This is a genomic window from Bradyrhizobium sp. P3_C3, from assembly GCF_056402655.1.
Genome location: NZ_JBFUGY010000022.1, coordinates 93903 through 111979 on the forward strand (window position 1 = coordinate 93903; position 18077 = coordinate 111979).

Here is an 18077-nt window from a genome sequence, read left to right on the forward strand (position 1 = left end):
TGTTGGAATGACGATGAATGCCACGATCGAGACCGCACCCGGGCCGGATGCGGTGTCGCAACGACTGACCTTCGTGCTTGCCGCGGCCTGTGGCATGGTCGCCGCCAACATCTACTACGCCCAGCCGCTGATCGCCCCGATCAGCGCCGCGCTCGGCCTCTCGCATGCGGCGGCCGGGCTGATCGTCACCATGACGCAGATCGGCTACGGCGTGGGGCTTCTCTTCATCGTGCCGCTCGGCGACCTCATCGAGAACCGCGCGCTGATCTGCTCCGTCATCACGCTCGGCGCCGCGGCGCTGCTGGCCGCCGCGTTCACCACGCACGCGCTGCCGTTCCTGATCGCCGCGCTGTTCATCGGCCTCGGCTCGGTCGCCGTGCAGATCATCATTCCCTATGCGGCACACCTTGCGCCGGAAGCCATTCGCGGCCGCGTCGTCGGCAATGTCTCGACCGGATTGATGCTGGGCATCATGCTGGCGCGGCCAGTCTCGAGCTTCATCACGGCAGCGCTGTCATGGCACGCGGTGTTCTTCATTTCCGCCGCGCTGATGATCGCGCTCGCGGCGGTGTTGTGGACGACGTTGCCGAAGCGCAAGCCGGTCGCGCGCATGCATTACGGCACGCTGCTGCTGTCGATGCCGCATCTGGCCCGGACCACGCCGCTGCTCCGGCGCCGCGCGCTCTATCAGGCGAGCCTGTTCGGTGCCTTCACCCTGTTCTGGACGGTGGCGCCACTCCAGCTCGCCAGCGAATTCGGCTTCTCCCAGCGCGGCATCGCGCTGTTCGCGCTCGCCGGCGTCGCCGGCGTGTTTGCCGCGCCAATCGCGGGACGGCTCGCCGATCGCGGCCATAGCCGCATCGCGACGCTGGTCGCCATGCTGCTCGCGGCCGCCGGCTTCCTGGTGACCTATATCGGCGCGGCCGGCTCGATGCTGAACCTCGCCTGCCTGGTCGTGGCCGCGATCGCCATCGATATCGGTGTCCAGGGTAACGTCGTGCTCGGCTTCCGCGCCATCTTCGTGCTCGGGCATGAGCACCGCAGCCGTCTCAACGGCCTCTATATGGCGACGTTCTTCGCCGCCGGCGCTGCCGGCTCTGCGGTCGGCGCCTGGGCCTTCGCGCAAGGCGGCTGGACGCTGGCGTCGGCCATTGGCCTTGCTCTGCCCGTCGCGGGCCTGCTCTATGCGGCGACAGAGTAGTGGTACGATCGTGCCCGCGGCCGTTTACCAAGCCCTGGATACGCAGCCCGGCACCGTGCGATTTCCGTCTCGCGGTTTCCCTGCGGTTGTAGTACTTTGGTCGCAAGCGAGCCCGGTTAACGGGCGGCAGGGGGAGGCTGATGAGGCGTGCGGGACTGGTTGGCGTACCGCGGGTACGGCCATGGTCGTGGCAGGCGTTTCTGCTCGGATTTGTCGTCGTCGCCGTGTCGGCCGCGCTTCAAGGCGTCTGCGTCGCACTCGGCGCGAAGCTCTATTTCGCGGCGTTCCTGCCCAGCCTGTTCGTGCTCGGGGTCGTCGCGGGCGCGCCGGCGGCGGTGTTCGCCGCGCTGCTTACCGTTCCGCTGGTGTGGTGGGCGTTCATCCCGCCGTTCTTCCAGTTCATGCCGCTCTCCAGCGCGGGCGCGGATTCCATCAACCTGTTCTGCCTGCTCGCGGTGCTCTTGATCGGCCTTGCCGATCTCTGCCGCGAGACGATGGCAATGATCAGCCGCGGCGGGCTGAAGCCCTCGGGCGAGAGCACGGCAACGAATTCGCAATGAATCCGCTTCGCGCGGAAGCGGCGCGTTGCGCCGGCGCAACAGTCCGGCAACCATCCGCGAGCTTGGTGCGCGCCGCTAACTTTTCGAAAAAGATTTGGCCGCAATTTCTCCCCCGAGAATGACGAGGGAGTTTTTGGACATGAACGGTCACGCCATCTTTGAGAACGTGCGCCGCTATCGCGGCATCGCATCGCTCTATCGCCAGACCGCTGCATTCCGCCCGGGCCAGAGCTGGTCGCTTCTGGAGCAGGCGAGCGAGTGGGAAGCGCGGGCGCTGTCGGAGCTGGAAGCCTATTTCGCCGCGCGCGCGGATTACGCCGCCGTCCAGCGCGCCGCCTGATCGTTAACCATCAGAGGTATTCGTATCGATGACGAACGGCGCGAACGACCCGTGATGGGACGCAGACGTTCGCGCCATAGCCGTCAGAACCGGTAGCTCGCCTGAACCCTCACGGTGCGGCCCTGGCCGGGCGAGATGTTGTTGTTGCCGTCGGCGGACGCCCAATAGCCGCGGTTGAAGATGTTCTCGACCGTGAGCTGCGCCCGCCAGTTGGCATCGATCGTGGCGTAGACGCCGGCATCGAAGCGCACGAAGCTCGGCAGTCTCACCGTGTCATCCGACGATGCAAAGGAATCGCCGAAATAGATGATGCCGAGCGCGGCCGCCCACATCGGCGTGAACTGGTACTTGTTCCACCAGGCGAACTGATTGTACGGCACGAGCTGCACGCGATTGCCCGGCACCACGGTCGCCGACGTCGCGCTGGTGATCTTCGCATCGGTATAGGCATAACCGAGCGTGGACTGCCATTGCTCGGTGACGTAGCCGACGAGGCTCGCCTCGAAGCCGCGCGTCAGCGTGCTGCCGGAGGGCAGGAAGAAGCCGGGATTGTTGCCGTCCGCGATCGGCTGGTTGGTGCGGTTGAGATTGTAGATCGCGGTCGAGAACAGCAGCCTCGGATTGATGTTCCACTTCATGCCGACCTCGGTGTTCTCGAACTTCTGCGGCTGGAGGATCAGCGTGCCGTCGTTGAGCGAGGAGAACTGGTCGCCGGAGGCGGGCAAATAGGAGATGCTGTAGGCGGTGTAGACCGACATCGTCTCCATCGGCTTGAGAAGCACGGCCGCTTGCGGCGAGACCAGATTGTCGGTGCGATTGCGGTTGAAGTTGGTGTTCATGTCCAGGGCCGACATCTCGAAGCGGTCGAACCGCGTGCCCACGATGAGCTGGAACGCGCGCGAGAATTCGATGGTGTCGCGCAGGTAGCCGGACTCGACGTTGAGCGCATATTTGCTGTTCGAATCCGGTGTCGTGACGCCGTCGGTGTTGGTGCCGGTGAAGTGGTGAACGAAGTTGACCGGCCCGAAATAGGTCGGCGCGAACGGGTTCTGCACGATCGTGTTGGTACCGTTCGGGAAGACGCCGGTGTTGCGGATATCGACGCCGGTCTGGCGGCCGAACTCGGTGCCGAAGCCCACCGTGTGCGCGATCGGGCCGGTCCAGCCCCTGTAGGTGAAGTCGGTCTGGTTGAAGACGTTGTCGCGGTTGGTCGTGTGCTGATAGGCGCCAAGGTTGACCGCGGTGTCGGCTGCGTTGACGGCGCCGGCGAGCGGCCCGCCGGTCGGATAGACGTTCTGGTAGAACTTCTGGTAGTCGGCCGCCATCGTGCCGTTGCGCACCGACAGTCCGTTCTGGAAGTCGTGCTCGATGATCGCCATGCCGGTCTGCACGGTCGCCTGCGCGGTGTTGAGGCTGGGGCTGCCGAAGAAGGTCTGAAGATTGCCGTTCGGCGCGAACGGTGTCGTCGGATTGAATCGCGTGACGCCGCCGGGAAGGCTCTGCGAGGGATTGCCGCGATCGGCGGTGCGGCCGTCGTGGTAATATTCGTAGGACAGCTTGATCTTGGTGAAGTCGTCGGGCTTCAGCGTAACGGTCGGGTTAATGCCGTAGCGTTCGAGATGGTTGAAGTCGCGGAACGCATCGCTGCCCTCGTAGAACACGTTCAGCCGGGCGGCGACGTTCTCATTGATGGCTTGTCCTGCATCGAGCGTGATGCGCCGGTCGCCCCACGAGCCCGTCTGCCCCGTCGCCTGGTAGATGCGGGTGCCATCGGCCTCCTTGAGGGTGCGGTTGAGCACGCCGCCGCCGGCGCCGCGGCCGAAGGTCAGGGCGCTCGGGCCCTTCAGCACCTCGATGCTTTGCGCGTTGTACAGGTCGCGGAAATATTGCACGTCGTCACGAAAGCCGTTGACGAAGAAGTTCGCGCTGGAATCGACTCCGCGGATGACGAGCTCGTCGCGATTGCCTTCGCCCTGATGGACGGCGACGCTCGGGACGTAGCGCGTGACATCGGTCAAGCCCTGATAATTCTGGTCGCGGATCTGCTGCTGGGTGATGACGGAAAGCGATTGCGGGATGTTGACGATCGGCGTGTTGGACTTGGTGGCGACGGAGGTGCTGTTGGCGAAATAGCCGACGGTGCCGGTGCGCGCGTCCTGCGATGGCATGAAGGGTTGTGGCGCGGCGGTCGTCCCCGGCCGCCGTGCTGTTTGCGTCCGGCGGCTCCGCGTGCCGCTCGACCGGCGTACGGCCGAAGCGGGATTGGTGCGGCGCTGTGCTTCCGGCGCGGTCACGGTGACGGATGGAATCGTCACGCCTTGTGCCGGCGAGGATTGCGCAAAGGCCTGCGGACTGGCGAAGAACGCAGCTGACGTCATCAGCGCGGTCAACACGCCTCCGATACCCGAAAAATTGCGCTTGGACATGTAGCTTGCGGCAGACAAAAGCTCTCCCGCGGCGGCGATGTGGTTCATCGCGCCCTCCCTGACTCTTTCAAAACTCGCCCGGATTCCCCATTGCACGGCCGGATGCGGGCAAGGAGCATCCGTGCACGTGAAGTCACTGTGTGCATGAACAAAGTGACCGTGCGGCCATTCCGCGCAGGATGATTTGAATCGTTCGAAACTTGTCGGGTTCCAGGCGATCACATGTTTCGGCGCGCCGGCAGGATCCGTGGCGACTACGGAGTTATCTCGGCGCCCGCGTGTGCTAGCACCAGACCGATCGAGATCTCCTACGTCGGCCGGGACCAGCGATGACCACCTTCAACCGTGTCTTCACGACGGAGCGTCTGCTCCAGATCATCGTCATTCTGGCGGCGACGGTTGCGATGAAGCTGATGGGGTGAGTATCGGCAGGCTATTGCCCGCCGAACTCGGGCACGTCGGGCAAATAGTTCGAGCCCTCGGAGCCCAGGAAATCGAACATCGCCTGCGCCGGTGGCAGCAGCACCTTGTCGCTGCGGCGGATCACGTACCATTGCCGGACGATCGGAAGGCCCGCGACATCGAGCACGATGAGACGACCTTCGGCGAGCTCATGCGCCACCGTGTGGGCCGAGATGAAGGCGATGCCGAGCCCGGCGATGACGGCCTGCTTGATAGTCTCGTTGCTGCTCATCTCCATGCCGATGATCGGCTCGAGATCCGATCTCTGGAACATGCCTTCCATCAGCGTGCGGGTCCCTGACCCGGGCTCGCGGGTGAGGAAGGTCTCGTGCACGAGGTCGGTCAGGTTGAGGCCGGAATCCTTCCCAAGCCAGTGTCCCTTGCGCGCGACGATGATGTGCGGATTGCGACCGAGCTGACGCACGTCGACGCTGACGTCGGCCGGTGGCCGACCCATCACGGCGAAATCGAGATCGTAGCCGTGCATGGCCTCGCGGATCTCCTCGCGATTGCCGATCGTGAGCTTGATCTCGATCTTCGGATGCCGCTTCGAGAACGCCGCGATCGCATGCGGCACGAAATACTTCGCGGTCGACACCGCGCCGAGATGCACCGTGCCGCCGGTCCGTCCAGCGAGCAGATCGAGCGCGCCCTGGCAGTCCATGATCGCGGCCTCGACGCGTTCGGCGAGCGCCAGCACCTCCTTGCCAGCCTCCGTCAGCAGCATACCGTCGCCGGTCCGCTGCACCAGCGGCAGGCCGGCGAGGTCCTGAAGCTGCCGGAGCTGCTGGGTGACGGCTGGCTGGGTCAGGCCGAGCTGGCTCGAGGCCGCCGTGACGCTGCCCTTCGCCGAGAGCGCCGCAAGCGAGCGGAGTTGCCGGATCGTCAGATGCCGGAGCTGGGCCGCTGCGTGGCCGGGGCCATTATAAGAAAATTCTTTGGCGCTCATTATGAATAGAAATTTTCCTTATTAAGCTGCCCCTGTCAATCTCCTCGTGTTGGGACCGACCGCACCGACCTCCAGCGGGGAGGGAACTGGATGCGGCGCCCGCAAGGGGATGGACGCAGATGACCGGGCAACTCAGGTTGGACGACCACCTTCAACGGTATTCCGAGACGGCGCCGCATGCGCTGGCCGTGGCAGCCGCAGTCGACGCCATCGCGGCGGCGGCGATCGAGATCGCCGACCTCATCGCTACCGGCGATTTCGCGGACGCATCGGGCCTGACCACCGGCCGCAACAGCGACGGCGATCTCCAGCGCGATCTCGACCTCCAGGCCGATGCGATCCTCCGCCGCTGTCTCAGCAGGCTGCCAATCGCGGCGCTGGCGTCGGAGGAGATGCGCGAGCCGCAAATCGGCGACCGCGAGGCAAAAATCTGCGTCGCGATCGATCCGCTCGACGGCTCCTCCAACATCGACATCAACATGACCGTCGGCACGATCTTCTCGATCCTGCCCGCCCCGGATGACCTGGCTCTCGCCTTCCATCAGCGCGGCTCGGCGCAGCTTGCCGCGGGGTTCGTCACCTATGGGCCGCAGACCTCACTGGTGCTCACGCTCGGCGACGGCGTCGACATCTTCACGCTCGACCGCAGGGCGGGCTGCTTCCGCCTCGCGCGCGGCGCCGTGCAGATCTCCGAGACGTGCGAAGAATTCGCGATCAATGCGTCGAACCGCCGCCACTGGGATACGCCGGTCCGCGCCTTCGTCGACGAATGTCTTGCCGGCGTCGAAGGGCCCGCCAACCACAATTTCAACATGCGCTGGATCGGCTCGCTGGTTGCGGAGGCTTACCGAATACTCACCCGCGGCGGCGTGTTCCTCTATCCCTCGGACGCGCGCCCCGGCTATGGCGACGGCCGCCTGCGCCTCACCTACGAGGCGCACCCGATGGCCATGATCATCGAACAGGCCGGCGGCTCCGCCACGACCGGGCGCGAGCGCATCCTCGAGCTATCGGCGCAGAGCCTGCACCAGCGCGTGCCGCTGATCATGGGCTCGAGCAACGAGGTGCAGCGCGTCGAGGAACTGCATTGCGATCCGCTGCTGGTCGCCAGCATCTCCGCACCGCTGTTCGCGCGGCGCGGCTTCTTCCGGCTGTGAGCGAGGCGACCCATGTCCAGGAAGCATCCGATCATCTCCATCACCGGCTCCTCCGGCGCCGGCACCACCTCGGTCAAGAAGACGTTCGAGCAGATCTTCTTCCGCGAGAAGGTCAACGCCGTCTACATCGAGGGCGACGCCTTCCATCGCTATGATCGTGCCGAGATGCGCACGCAGATGGCGCAGGAGGCCGAACGCGGCAACAAGCATTTCAGCCATTTCAGCCCCGAGACCAACCTGTTCGAGGAGCTGGAGCGTGCCTTCCGCGACTATGGCGAGACCGGCACCGCGACGACGCGGCACTATGTCCATGATGCCGAGGAGTCCGCACTGCACGGTACGGCGCCCGGGACCTTCACCGAGTGGGAGCGGCTGCCGGAAAACTCGGACCTGTTGTTCTACGAGGGCCTGCACGGCGCCGTCGTCACCGACAAGGTCAATGTCGCGCGCTACGCCGATCTCAAGATCGGCGTCGTGCCGGTCATCAATCTCGAATGGATCCAGAAGCTGCACCGCGACCGCAGCGCCCGCGGCTATTCGACCGAGGCCGTCACCGACACCATCCTGCGGCGGATGCCCGACTACATCCACTACATCTGCCCGCAATTCACCGAGACCGACATCAACTTCCAGCGCGTGCCGACGGTGGACACCTCCAATCCGTTCATCGCGCGCTGGATCCCGACGCCGGACGAATCGATGGTCGTGATCCGCTTCAAGAACCCGCGCGGCATCGACTTTCCCTATCTGCTGTCGATGCTTCCCCACAGCTGGATGTCCCGCGCGAACTCCATCGTGTGTCCCGGCGCGAAGCTCGATCTGGCGATGCAGCTGATCCTGACGCCGCTGATCATGCAGCTGATCGAGCGCAAGCGAAATCTGAAGTGAACAGGGAGAGAATCCGATGAACATCTCCGTCCACGCTGAAGCCGACATCACGGCAGTCACGCACAACGATCTCGCCAACGCTGTCCGCTTCCTCGCGGTCGACGCCATCGAGACCTCGCAGTCCGGCCATCCCGGCCTGCCGATGGGCATGGCCGACGTCGCAACCGTGCTGTTCTCACGGTTCCTCAAGTTCGACTCCGCACACCCGAACTGGCCGGATCGCGACCGCTTCGTGCTGTCGGCGGGGCACGGTTCGATGCTGCTCTATGCGCTGCTGCATCTCACCGGCGGCGACGTCAGCCTCGACGACATCAAGGCGTTCCGGCAGTGGGGCTCGAAGACGCCGGGCCATCCGGAATACGGCCACACGCCTGGTGTCGAGACCACGACCGGCCCGCTGGGGCAGGGGATCGCGACCGCGGTCGGCATGGCGCTCGCCGAGCGCATGGCCAATGCACGGCACGGCGACGGCCTGGTCGATCACTTCACCTATGTGATCGCGGGCGACGGCTGCCTGATGGAAGGCATCAGCCAGGAGGCGATCTCGCTCGCCGGTCATCTCCAGCTCGGCCGGCTGATCGTGCTGTTCGACGACAACGGCATCTCCATCGACGGGCCGACCTCGCTGGCCACTTCCGATGATCAGCTCGCGCGCTTCGCGGCGTCCGGCTGGTCGGTCCGCCGTGTCGACGGCCACGACCCCGAAGCGGTTGCGCAGGCGATTGCCGAAGAGCGTGAGAGCACAAAGCCGTCGCTGATCGCCTGCCGCACCATCATCGGCTATGGCGCGCCGGACCGCCAGGGCACCGAGAAGGCGCATGGTGCGCCGCTCGGCACCGAGCAGACGGCAGCGGCGCGGCGCACGCTCGGCTGGGACTATCAGCCCTTCGTGGTGCCGATCCCGATCCTCAAGGCATGGCGGATGATCGGACAGCGCGGGCAGGTCGAGCGTCTTGCATGGCTCGACCGCTACGAATGCGCGACGGCCGCGCAGCGCGAACTGTTCATCGAGGGCAAGGCCGTTGCCCTGCCGGAGGCCTATGCCCAGGCCTCGGCGAAATTGCGCGAGCGCTTTGCCAGCGAGCGTCCGAAGCTGGCGACGCGGCAAGCCTCGCAGCAGGTGCTCGACGGCATCGCCGGGACAATTCCCGGACTGGTCGGCGGCTCGGCGGACCTGACGCATTCGAACCTCACGCACGCCAAAGCGCAGACCCCCGTGACGCGTGGGGCGTTTGCCGGCGGCTACATCCACTACGGAATTCGTGAGCACGGCATGGCCGCCGCGATGAATGGCCTCGCGTTGCACGGCGGATTCATTCCCTATGGCGGCACCTTTCTCGCCTTCTCCGACTACAGCCGGCCGGCGATCCGTCTTGCGGCCCTGATGCGGCTGCGCGTCATCCATGTGATGACCCACGACTCCATCGGTCTTGGCGAGGACGGTCCCACGCATCAGCCCGTCGAGCATCTCGCGGCGCTACGCGTCATCCCGAATCTTCTGGTGTTCCGCCCCGCCGACGCGGTCGAGACGCTGGAAGCCTGGGACTGCGCGCTCGAGGCGGAAGATCGCCCCTCCGTGCTGTGTCTGTCGCGTCAGGCGCTGCCGACATTCCGCAGCGACGTGCGCGGCAGGAACCGTGTCGCGCGCGGCGCCTACCTCATCGTCTCGCCGGACGGCGGTCGCGACGTCACGTTGATGGCGACCGGCTCCGAAGTCTCGATCGCGCTGGAAGCCGCTCGCCTGCTCGCGACGGAACATATCCGCGCCGCCGTGGTCTCCGCGCCATGCTTCGCGCTGTTCGAGGAACAGCCGGAGGACTACCGCGCCTGTGTGCTCGGCACCGCCCCGCGCGTCGGCATCGAGGCCGCAGTCGCCGGCGATTGGCATCGTTGGATTGGCACTGACGGCGAGTTCGTCGGCATGCGCGGCTTCGGCGCGTCTGCGCCGGCGCCCGTGCTCTACCGCGAATTCGGCATCACGCCGCAAAGCGTTGCCGAAGCCGCCCGGCGGGCGATCACCCGCGCCGGCAAGCCATAACAGGAGGAACTTTCGTGGCCCGTATCACCCTTCGTCAGCTGCTCGATCACGCCGCCAACCACGGCTACGCGGTGCCGGCGTTCAACATCAACAACATGGAGCAGGGTATTGCGATCATGCAGGCCGCGGCCGAGGTCGATGCGCCCGTGATCATCCAGGCCTCGCGCGGCGCGCGCAGCTATGCCGGCGATCTCATGCTCTCGCACATGATCGACGCGCTGGAGCGGACCTATCCGGACATTCCGCTCTGCATGCACCAGGACCACGGCAATGACGAGGCGACCTGCGCCTCCGCCATCGCCCACGGCTTCACCTCGGTCATGATGGACGGCTCGCTCAAGGCCGACGCCAAGACCGCCGCCGATTACGACTACAATGTCGACATCACCCGCCGCGTCGTCGATCTCGCGCATTGGGTGGGCGCCTCCGTCGAAGGCGAGCTCGGCGTGCTCGGCTCGCTCGAACATGGCGGCGGCGAGCAGGAGGACGGCCACGGCGTCGAGGGCAAGGTCAGCCACGATCAGCTCCTCACCGATCCCGACCAGGCCGTTGACTTCGTCCGCGCCACCAAGGTCGATGCGCTCGCGATCGCGATGGGCACGTCCCACGGCGCCTACAAGTTCAGCCGCAAGCCTGATGGCGACATCCTGGCGATGCGGGTGGTCGAGGAGATTCACCGCCGCCTGCCGAACACGCATCTTGTGATGCATGGTTCCTCCTCGGTGCCGCAGCCGCTCCAGGACATGTTCAATCAGTTCGGCGGTGAGATGCCGCAGACCTGGGGCGTGCCGGTGGAGGAGATCGTCCGCGGCATCAAGAGCGGTGTGCGAAAGGTCAACATCGACACCGACTGTCGCCTGGCGATGACAGCGGTGTTCCGCAAGGTCGCCGCGCAAACGCGCTCCGAGTTCGATCCGCGCAAATTCCTCAAGCCTGCGATGGATGCGATGCGCGAGCTCTGCCGCGATCGCTTCGAGCAGTTCGGCACCGCGGGCCACGCCAGCAAGATCAAGGTCATTCCCTTGAGCGAGATGGCGCGGCGCTATCGCGCCGGCGAGCTCGACCCGCGCATCGGCGCCCGCGAGTCGGTCGCCGCCTAATCATTCAGAGAGAGAAGAGCAGGAGAGAGCCATGAATGCACACGCAGGAACCGTCCGGGGCAAAGAGCGCTATCGATCGGGCACGATGGAATACGCGCGCATGGGCTATTGGGAGCCCGACTACACGCCGAAGGACACCGATGTCATCGCGCTGTTCCGCGTGACGCCGCAGGAGGGCGTGGACCCCATCGAGGCGTCAGCGGCGGTTGCCGGCGAATCCTCGACCGCGACCTGGACGGTGGTGTGGACCGATCGCCTGACCGCTGCGGAGAAGTATCGCGCAAAGTGCTACCGCGTCGATCCGGTGCCCGGCACGCCGGGCTCGTACTTCGCCTACATCGCCTACGACCTCGACCTGTTCGAGCCCGGCTCGATCGCCAACCTGTCGGCCTCGATCATCGGCAACGTGTTCGGCTTCAAGCCGCTGAAGGCGCTGCGTCTGGAGGACATGCGCTTCCCGGTCGCCTATGTGAAGACGTTCCAGGGGCCGGCGACCGGCATCGTGGTCGAGCGTGAGCGGCTCGACAAGTTCGGCCGGCCGTTGCTGGGCGCGACGGTGAAGCCGAAGCTCGGCTTGTCCGGGCGCAACTATGGCCGCGTGGTTTACGAGGCGCTCAAGGGCGGGCTCGACTTCACCAAGGACGACGAGAACATCAACTCGCAGCCCTTCATGCATTGGCGTGACCGCTTCCTCTATTGCATGGAGGCCGTGAATCGCGCGCAGGCGGCGTCCGGCGAGGTGAAGGGCACGTACCTAAACATCACCGCGGGGACGATGGAGGACATGTACGAGCGCGCAGAGTTCGCGAAAGAGCTCGGGTCGTGCATCGTCATGATCGATCTCGTGATCGGCTACACCGCGATCCAGTCCATGGCGAAATGGGCACGGCGCAACGACATGATCCTGCATCTGCATCGCGCCGGTCACTCGACCTATACGCGGCAGAAGAGCCACGGCGTGTCGTTCCGCGTCATCGCGAAGTGGATGCGGCTCGCCGGCGTCGACCACATCCACGCCGGCACGGTGGTCGGCAAGCTCGAGGGCGATCCCAATACCACGCGCGGCTATTACGACGTCTGCCGCGAAGACTTCAACCCGACCAAGCTCGAGCACGGCCTGTTCTTCGACCAGTCCTGGGCGAGCCTGAACAAGATGATGCCGGTCGCCTCCGGCGGCATCCATGCCGGCCAGATGCACCAGCTGCTCGATCTCCTTGGCGAGGACGTCGTGCTGCAATTCGGCGGCGGCACCATCGGCCATCCCATGGGCATTGCGGCTGGCGCGATCGCCAACCGCGTGGCGCTGGAGGCGATGATCCTCGCCCGCAACGAGGGGCGCGACTACGTCCATGAGGGTCCGGAGATCCTGGCCAGGGCTGCGGAGACCTGCACGCCGCTGAAGGCTGCGCTCGAGGTCTGGAAGGACGTCAGCTTCAACTATCAATCCACCGACACGCCGGACTTCGTGCCGACCGCGCTGGAAACCGTTTGAGGAGTTCTGACATGAAACTGACCCAAGGCTGCTTCTCGTTCCTGCCTGATCTGACCGACGACCAGATCACCAAGCAGGTGCAGTATTGCCTGGCCAATGGCTGGGCGGTGAATATCGAGTTCACCGACGATCCGCATCCCCGCAACACCTATTGGGAGATGTGGGGCCTGCCGATGTTCGACCTCCAGGACGCCGCCGGCGTGATGATGGAGCTCGCCGAGTGCCGCAGGGTCTACGGCGACCGCTACATCCGCATCAGTGGATTCGACTCCAGCCATGGCTGGGAATCGGTGCGGATCTCGTTCCTCGTCAATCGCCCACCGCAGGAAGCCGAGTTCGATCTGGTGCGGCAGGAGGTGGGCGGACGTGCGATCCGCTACACCACCGTGCGCCGGCCGGCGGCACACGCGTCGACTTAAGTCGTTCTCCTCCGCGCGGAGCACTCCCTGCTCCGTTTCCTTGGCGGACCACTGCTTCGCCGCTCCCCCCGCGGCGAAGCTCTTTTCTTCGAGGTGCCGATGCTTGATGTTCCTCATGCGACGACCGCTGAAACCAGCGAGACCAGTTTCGATCTCCGCAAGGAGGCCGAGGCGGCCGGGATCACCGACACGCTGCAACAGATTGAGCAGGAGCTGATCGGCCTCCGGCCGGTCAAGAACCGCGTGCGCCAGATCGCGTCACTGCTGCTGATCGAGCGCATCCGCCAGCGTGCGGGACTGGCATCGTCGCCACCGACGCTGCACATGTCGTTCACCGGTAATCCCGGCACGGGCAAGACCACGGTGGCGCTGCGCATGGCGAAGATCCTGCACGGTCTCGGTTTCGTGCGGCGCGGGCAGGTGATCTCGGTGACGCGCGACGATCTCGTCGGCCAGTATATCGGCCATACCGCGCCGAAGACGAAGGAGATATTGAAGAAGGCGATGGGCGGCGTGTTGTTCATCGACGAGGCCTACTATCTGCACCGGCCCGACAACGAGCGCGATTACGGCCAGGAGGCGATCGAGATCCTGCTCCAGGTGATGGAGAATCAGCGCGAGGACCTCGTCGTGATTCTCGCCGGCTATGGCGAGCGGATGACGAGCTTCTTCGCCTCCAACCCGGGCTTCCGTTCGCGCATCGCCCATCACATCGACTTCCCGGACTATGCGGAAGCCGAGCTTCTCGTCATCGCCGAGCTGATGCTGAAGGAGCGCGGCTATCGCTTCTCGGCCGCCGCGCGCGAGGCGTTCGAGACATACATCGCGCTGCGCCGGACCCAGCCGTTCTTCTCCAATGCGCGCTCGATCCGCAACGCGGTCGATCGCATCCGCCTGCGGCAGGCCGATCGCCTCGTCTCCGATCTCAACCGTATGCTCGACGTCGCCGATCTCGAAACGATCGATCCGATGGATGTCCTTGCGAGCCGCGTTTTCAGCGGTGGTGCGGACGCGCAGAGGAGTACGAAGCCATGACGAGAGAAATCCTCATCGCGCCTTCGATCCTGGCCGCCGATTTCGCGCGTCTCGGCGAGGAGATCAGGGCTATTGACACTGCCGGCGCCGACTGGATCCACTGCGACGTCATGGACGGACATTTCGTGCCGAACATCAGCTATGGCGCCGACGTCATCAAAGCGATCCGGCCGGCGACGGCGAAGATCTTTGACGTGCATCTGATGATCGCGCCTGTTGATCCCTATCTGGAGGCGTTCGCAAAGGCCGGCGCCGACGTCATCACGGTCCATGCCGAAGCCGGCCCACATCTGGACCGCTCGCTCCAGGCCATCCGCGCGCTCGGCAAGAAGGCTGGTGTCAGCCTGTGTCCGGCTACACCGGAAGCTGCGATCGAATACGTGCTTGATCGCCTCGACCTCGTGCTGGTGATGACGGTCAATCCCGGCTTCGGCGGTCAGTCCTTCCTCGACTCCCAGATCGGGAAGATCAGGCGCATTCGAAGCATGATCGGCGACCGGCCGATCCGGCTCGAGGTCGATGGCGGTGTCACGCGCGACAATGCCGCCGCCGTGGCTGCCGCGGGCGCCGACACCCTCGTGGCAGGATCGGCCGTGTTCCGCGGCAAGAGCAGCGCCGATTATGCGGGCAACATCGCCGCCATCCGCGCTGCTGCGGAAGCCGGCAGGGTTCCGAAGCTGCAACATGGTTCGGCGCAGACGATCCGGGCCGGCGAGACCGCGCTCACCCGGTAGAATACGGCATACAGGCGTGGCAGAGCCGGTGTCGCACTGGTTGTGCCATGGCGTGCCATTCCGTCCGAGGTTCTAAAGGGCATGCCGCACAGCGCAGCGGGCCTTCCTCGCGCGAGAGTTCTGCGCAGAAATGCAGGGCAATCTCATCGGGTGGCCGGAATCGATCGAACGGTATCTTGATCTGATCGGCATCTCCGTCGCGCGCCAGCGCTACGCCTGGCCAATGAGTTCCACGTGGAGTTCTCCGATAGGAACCAATGGAGGCCTGCGCGTTTCCCAGACGTTAACCCAGGTTGCGCGGGGCGCCTCGCACGCAGTAAATGTTTTGCATAACCGCCATCGGCCTGACGTAAATCAGGGCAATAAGCTCAGTGAATGCGAGGGAGGGTCTCATGGAGAACGTACGTCGCTACCGGGCGCTGGCGTCTCTCTGTCGTCAGCAGGCGGCCTATCGGCCGCTCCAGAACTGGCAACTCCTTGGCCAAGCCGAACATTTCGAATACCTCGCCGAGATTGCGCTGAAGGCGCATTTCGACGCGTGCAATGCGCAACCCGAGGACGACGCCATCGCCACCGCGCCCTTTGAGACCCCCGCCGCGGCGTGAAGGCGTCGGTCCGTTGCGGATCATCTCTCGATCAATGCGACATCAGCGTCGGGACCGTCATGGCTTCCAGCATGGCGCGGGTGACGCCGCCGAGGAAGCGCTCCTGCAACCGCGAGTGGCCGTAGCCGCCCATGACCAGGAGATCGAGGCTCTCGTCGGCGGCCAGCGACAGGATGGTCGGCTGGATGTCGGAGCGCGCCGCTGACAGGCTGACCGTGCGGGTCGACAATCCGCGCCGGCCGAGGTGTCTTGCCAGATGGCTTGCCGAGACCTCGTCGGGAACCGCGTCGGCTTCGTTGATCGTGATGATCACGATCTCCTCGGCGCGGGCCAGGAAGGGAGCGGCGTCGCGCATCGCGCGGGCGGCGAGGCGGCTGCCATCCCAGCAGATGCCGATCCGGTTCGCCCTGAATGACCCACGAAAGGTGTAGGGCAGGAACAGCACTGGTCCGCCCGCCTGGAACAGGATCTCGCCGGGCATATCATTGTCGAATGAGCCTTGCTTCGGATCGGGCTGCAGCACGATGCTGAGATCGTGGAGCCGCGCCATCTCGCCGAGCGAGCCGGCTGCGTCCGCCGGGATCGCGCCGAGCGGGTGGCAGGTGCAGGAGATGCCGGCGTTCGTGGCTTCGCTCCGAAATATCGCCAACGCGGCCTCGGCGCGCTCCACGGCGCGCTCGCGCTCCATCTCGAACACGGCCGCTACGGCGGCACCGCCATCCAGGACGTAGGCAGTGCTGCTCGCGACGTACCCGACGGCGATCGCGTCGACGTGTGCGTTGAGTCTCGCCGCGAGCGAGATCGAGCCGTCGATCACCGCGTGCATCGGGCGCTCGGTCGGGATGTGGACGAGAATGTCTTTGTACATGGCGTGCCTCCGATGGACATCATCCAGTGGCCGCAGTCTATCACGGCGCACGTGGCCTGTGTTGAGCTGCGTCAAATGTGCAGCCCTGATTTTCGCGGCACCTTTGCCAAGATTTAATCGGACGGACGGGACGCCGTAAGGTGACGATGTCCATGTTGGGTGCAAGGCGACTTACCCAACATGGACATTTCGACATGAACGATCGCGTCAATTCCGACACCACCACGTCCCGCAAGATCTTGAAGCCGCGCCGGCTTGCGCTGCTGGGCACCGTGGCCGCGCTTGGCGTGGCCGTGCTCGCTTCCTCTCCCGCCTCTTCGCAGTTCGGTCTGAATTCCTTCATCGGGCCGGCCCAGGCGGCGGAAGCCGCCGCGACGCCGCCGGGCTTCGGCGATCTCGTCAGCAAGGTCAAACCCGCCGTCATCTCGGTGCGGGTCAAGATCGACCAGGACAATGACAAGAGCGCGATGCTGCAACAGAACCGGATGGATTCGGACGAGGATTCGCCGTTCGACCAGTTTTCGCGGCAGTTCGGCTTCCGCGGCCCGGGTGGCATGAACGGCATGCCGCGCCAGCGCCACCAGATGATCACGGGCGAGGGTTCCGGCTTCTTCATCTCCGCCGACGGCTATGCCGTGACCAACAACCACGTCGTCGATCACGCTGAGTCGGTGCAGGTGACCATGGACGACGGCACGAGCTACACCGCGAAGGTGGTCGGCACCGATCCGAAGACCGATCTCGCGCTGATCAAGGTCGATGGCAAGAGGGACTTCCCGTTCGTTAAATTCTCCGACCAGAAGCCGCGGATCGGTGACTGGGTGGTCGCGGTCGGCAATCCCTTCGGCCTCGGCGGCACCGTCACCGCCGGCATCGTCTCGGCCAACGGTCGCGACATCGGCAACGGTCCCTATGACGACTTCATCCAGATCGACGCGCCGATCAACAAGGGCAATTCCGGCGGTCCGGCCTTCGACATGAACGGCAATGTGATCGGCGTGAACACCGCGATCTTCTCACCCTCCGGCGGTTCGGTCGGTATCGGCTTCGACATTCCGGCTTCGACCGCGAAGCTGGTCGTCGCGCAGCTGAAGGACAAGGGCTCGGTCACCCGCGGCTGGCTCGGCGTGCAGGTGCAGCCGGTGAGCGCCGAGATCGCCGACAGCCTCGGCCTCAAGGAGGCGCGCGGCGCGATCGTGGACAATCCGCAGGACGGCAGCCCCGCGGCGAAGGCCGGCATCGAGGCGGGCGACGTCATCACCGCCGTCAACGGTACCGCGATCAAGGACTCCCGCGATCTCGCCCGCACCATTGCCACCCTGGCGCCGGGCACGTCCGTGAAGCTCGACGTCTTCCACAAAGGCGCGAGCAAGACGGTGACACTCGCCCTCGGCGAGTTGCCGAACGAGCGGCAGGCCAAGGCCGGCGAGGGCAAGGCGCAGCCGAACACCGGCACGCCGCGCCTCGGTCTCAGCCTGGCGCCGGCCGGCGACGTCCAGGGCGCGGGCCAAAAGGGCGTGGTCGTGACCGAGGTCGATCCGCAGGGACCCGCCGCGCAGCGCGGCATCCAGACCGGCGACGTCATTCTCAATGTCGGTGGCAAGGCCGTTGCCAATGTCGGTGACGTCCGCTCCGAGCTGGCGCAGGCCAAATCATCCGGCAAGAACAGCGTGCTGTTGCAGGTGAAGAGCCAGGAAGCGACGCGGTTCGTCGCGGTGCCGCTGGCCTAAGCCTCGCGCTTCCGGCGGTAGACTCAAAAGGCGGCCTGGGGGCCGCCTTTTTCGTGCGCGTCTGGAAGATTCC

At 65.3% G+C, this 18077-nt stretch carries 16 protein-coding genes; 13 read left to right on the top strand and 3 right to left on the bottom strand.

From position 1 onward, the window contains the following. Nucleotides 1–7 precede the first annotated feature (7 nt). From AC1DW2_RS24295 to AC1DW2_RS24305, 3 genes are all read left to right on the top strand, one after another. Nucleotides 8–1201, top strand: coding sequence for an MFS transporter (locus tag AC1DW2_RS24295; protein WP_477007279.1), 1194 nt, complete (start codon nt 8–10; stop codon nt 1199–1201). A 140-nt stretch (nt 1202–1341) separates the two neighbouring features. Further along, a complete protein-coding gene (locus AC1DW2_RS24300) occupies nt 1342–1761 on the top strand; it encodes a DUF4118 domain-containing protein (RefSeq protein WP_477007280.1) in 420 nt (139 codons plus the stop codon). Nucleotides 1762–1900: 139 nt separating this feature from the next. Beyond that, a complete protein-coding gene (locus AC1DW2_RS24305) occupies nt 1901–2101 on the top strand; it encodes a hypothetical protein (protein ID WP_014497279.1) in 201 nt (66 codons plus the stop codon). An 83-nt stretch (nt 2102–2184) separates the two neighbouring features. Here AC1DW2_RS24305 and AC1DW2_RS24310 read toward each other — a convergent pair whose 3' ends face one another. Together AC1DW2_RS24310 and AC1DW2_RS24315 are read right to left on the bottom strand one after the other, a co-directional pair. Next, the gene (locus tag AC1DW2_RS24310) at nt 2185–4575 is read right to left on the bottom strand and encodes a TonB-dependent receptor (RefSeq protein ID WP_477007281.1); all 2391 of its coding nucleotides are present in this window, start codon (nt 4573–4575) and stop codon (nt 2185–2187) included. Between the two features lie 385 nt (nt 4576–4960). Continuing rightward, nucleotides 4961–5938, bottom strand: coding sequence for a LysR family transcriptional regulator (locus AC1DW2_RS24315; RefSeq protein WP_028148254.1), 978 nt, complete (start codon nt 5936–5938; stop codon nt 4961–4963). Between the two features lie 119 nt (nt 5939–6057). Here AC1DW2_RS24315 and AC1DW2_RS24320 point away from each other — a divergent pair, with 119 nt between their 5' ends. From AC1DW2_RS24320 to AC1DW2_RS24360, 9 genes are all read left to right on the top strand, one after another. Beyond that, the gene (locus AC1DW2_RS24320; RefSeq protein WP_477007282.1) at nt 6058–7095 is read left to right on the top strand and encodes a class 1 fructose-bisphosphatase; all 1038 of its coding nucleotides are present in this window, start codon (nt 6058–6060) and stop codon (nt 7093–7095) included. Between the two features lie 12 nt (nt 7096–7107). Further along, nucleotides 7108–7983 carry a phosphoribulokinase gene (locus tag AC1DW2_RS24325; RefSeq protein ID WP_063984965.1) on the top strand — a complete coding sequence of 292 codons (876 nt, stop codon included), beginning with the start codon at nt 7108–7110 and terminating at the stop codon, nt 7981–7983. Nucleotides 7984–7999: 16 nt separating this feature from the next. Beyond that, entirely contained in the window at nt 8000–10021 is a 2022-nt protein-coding gene (gene tkt, locus AC1DW2_RS24330; protein ID WP_477007283.1) for a transketolase, read from the top strand. Nucleotides 10022–10035: 14 nt separating this feature from the next. Then, on the top strand, nt 10036–11121 hold the full coding sequence (gene fba, locus AC1DW2_RS24335; protein WP_063984963.1) for a class II fructose-bisphosphate aldolase: 1086 nt from the start codon (nt 10036–10038) through the stop codon (nt 11119–11121). Between the two features lie 31 nt (nt 11122–11152). Then, nucleotides 11153–12613, top strand: a complete 1461-nt coding sequence (locus AC1DW2_RS24340; protein WP_063984962.1) for a form I ribulose bisphosphate carboxylase large subunit — start codon at nt 11153–11155, stop codon at nt 12611–12613. Nucleotides 12614–12624: 11 nt separating this feature from the next. Beyond that, nucleotides 12625–13032 (top strand): ribulose bisphosphate carboxylase small subunit, encoded by a 408-nt coding sequence (locus AC1DW2_RS24345; protein ID WP_063984961.1) that lies wholly within the window; start codon nt 12625–12627, stop codon nt 13030–13032. Nucleotides 13033–13131: 99 nt separating this feature from the next. Continuing rightward, entirely contained in the window at nt 13132–14067 is a 936-nt protein-coding gene (gene cbbX / locus AC1DW2_RS24350) for a CbbX protein (protein WP_477007284.1), read from the top strand. Further along, the gene (rpe, locus tag AC1DW2_RS24355; protein WP_477007285.1) at nt 14064–14801 is read left to right on the top strand and encodes a ribulose-phosphate 3-epimerase; all 738 of its coding nucleotides are present in this window, start codon (nt 14064–14066) and stop codon (nt 14799–14801) included. Before cbbX ends, rpe begins: the two co-directional genes overlap by 4 nt. 392 nt (nt 14802–15193) lie before the next feature. Next, nucleotides 15194–15406 (top strand): hypothetical protein, encoded by a 213-nt coding sequence (locus tag AC1DW2_RS24360; protein WP_028148245.1) that lies wholly within the window; start codon nt 15194–15196, stop codon nt 15404–15406. 31 nt (nt 15407–15437) lie between these two features. Here the strand turns inward: AC1DW2_RS24360 and AC1DW2_RS24365 are convergent, their stop codons facing one another. Continuing rightward, nucleotides 15438–16274: a universal stress protein gene (locus tag AC1DW2_RS24365; RefSeq protein ID WP_477007286.1), complete on the bottom strand. Its 837-nt coding sequence runs from the start codon at nt 16272–16274 to the stop codon at nt 15438–15440. 194 nt (nt 16275–16468) lie between these two features. Between AC1DW2_RS24365 and AC1DW2_RS24370 the strand changes: the two genes are divergently transcribed. Beyond that, nucleotides 16469–18004, top strand: a complete 1536-nt coding sequence (locus AC1DW2_RS24370; protein WP_477007287.1) for a Do family serine endopeptidase — start codon at nt 16469–16471, stop codon at nt 18002–18004. Nucleotides 18005–18077 lie beyond the last annotated feature (73 nt).

Excerpts from the sequence above, each read along its gene's own strand:
- AC1DW2_RS24295 (WP_477007279.1), top strand. The coding sequence starts at position 8 with ATGACGATGAATGCCACGATCGAGACCGCACCCGGGCCGGATGCGGTG.
- AC1DW2_RS24300 (WP_477007280.1), top strand. The coding sequence starts at position 1,342 with ATGAGGCGTGCGGGACTGGTTGGCGTACCGCGGGTACGGCCATGGTCG.
- AC1DW2_RS24305 (WP_014497279.1), top strand. The coding sequence starts at position 1,901 with ATGAACGGTCACGCCATCTTTGAGAACGTGCGCCGCTATCGCGGCATC.
- AC1DW2_RS24310 (WP_477007281.1), bottom strand. The coding sequence starts at position 4,575 with ATGAACCACATCGCCGCCGCGGGAGAGCTTTTGTCTGCCGCAAGCTAC.
- AC1DW2_RS24315 (WP_028148254.1), bottom strand. The coding sequence starts at position 5,938 with ATGAGCGCCAAAGAATTTTCTTATAATGGCCCCGGCCACGCAGCGGCC.
- AC1DW2_RS24320 (WP_477007282.1), top strand. The coding sequence starts at position 6,058 with ATGACCGGGCAACTCAGGTTGGACGACCACCTTCAACGGTATTCCGAG.
- AC1DW2_RS24325 (WP_063984965.1), top strand. The coding sequence starts at position 7,108 with ATGTCCAGGAAGCATCCGATCATCTCCATCACCGGCTCCTCCGGCGCC.
- tkt (WP_477007283.1), top strand. The coding sequence starts at position 8,000 with ATGAACATCTCCGTCCACGCTGAAGCCGACATCACGGCAGTCACGCAC.
- AC1DW2_RS24340 (WP_063984962.1), top strand. The coding sequence starts at position 11,153 with ATGAATGCACACGCAGGAACCGTCCGGGGCAAAGAGCGCTATCGATCG.
- AC1DW2_RS24345 (WP_063984961.1), top strand. The coding sequence starts at position 12,625 with ATGAAACTGACCCAAGGCTGCTTCTCGTTCCTGCCTGATCTGACCGAC.
- cbbX (WP_477007284.1), top strand. The coding sequence starts at position 13,132 with ATGCTTGATGTTCCTCATGCGACGACCGCTGAAACCAGCGAGACCAGT.
- rpe (WP_477007285.1), top strand. The coding sequence starts at position 14,064 with ATGACGAGAGAAATCCTCATCGCGCCTTCGATCCTGGCCGCCGATTTC.
- AC1DW2_RS24360 (WP_028148245.1), top strand. The coding sequence starts at position 15,194 with ATGGAGAACGTACGTCGCTACCGGGCGCTGGCGTCTCTCTGTCGTCAG.
- AC1DW2_RS24365 (WP_477007286.1), bottom strand. The coding sequence starts at position 16,274 with ATGTACAAAGACATTCTCGTCCACATCCCGACCGAGCGCCCGATGCAC.
- AC1DW2_RS24370 (WP_477007287.1), top strand. The coding sequence starts at position 16,469 with ATGAACGATCGCGTCAATTCCGACACCACCACGTCCCGCAAGATCTTG.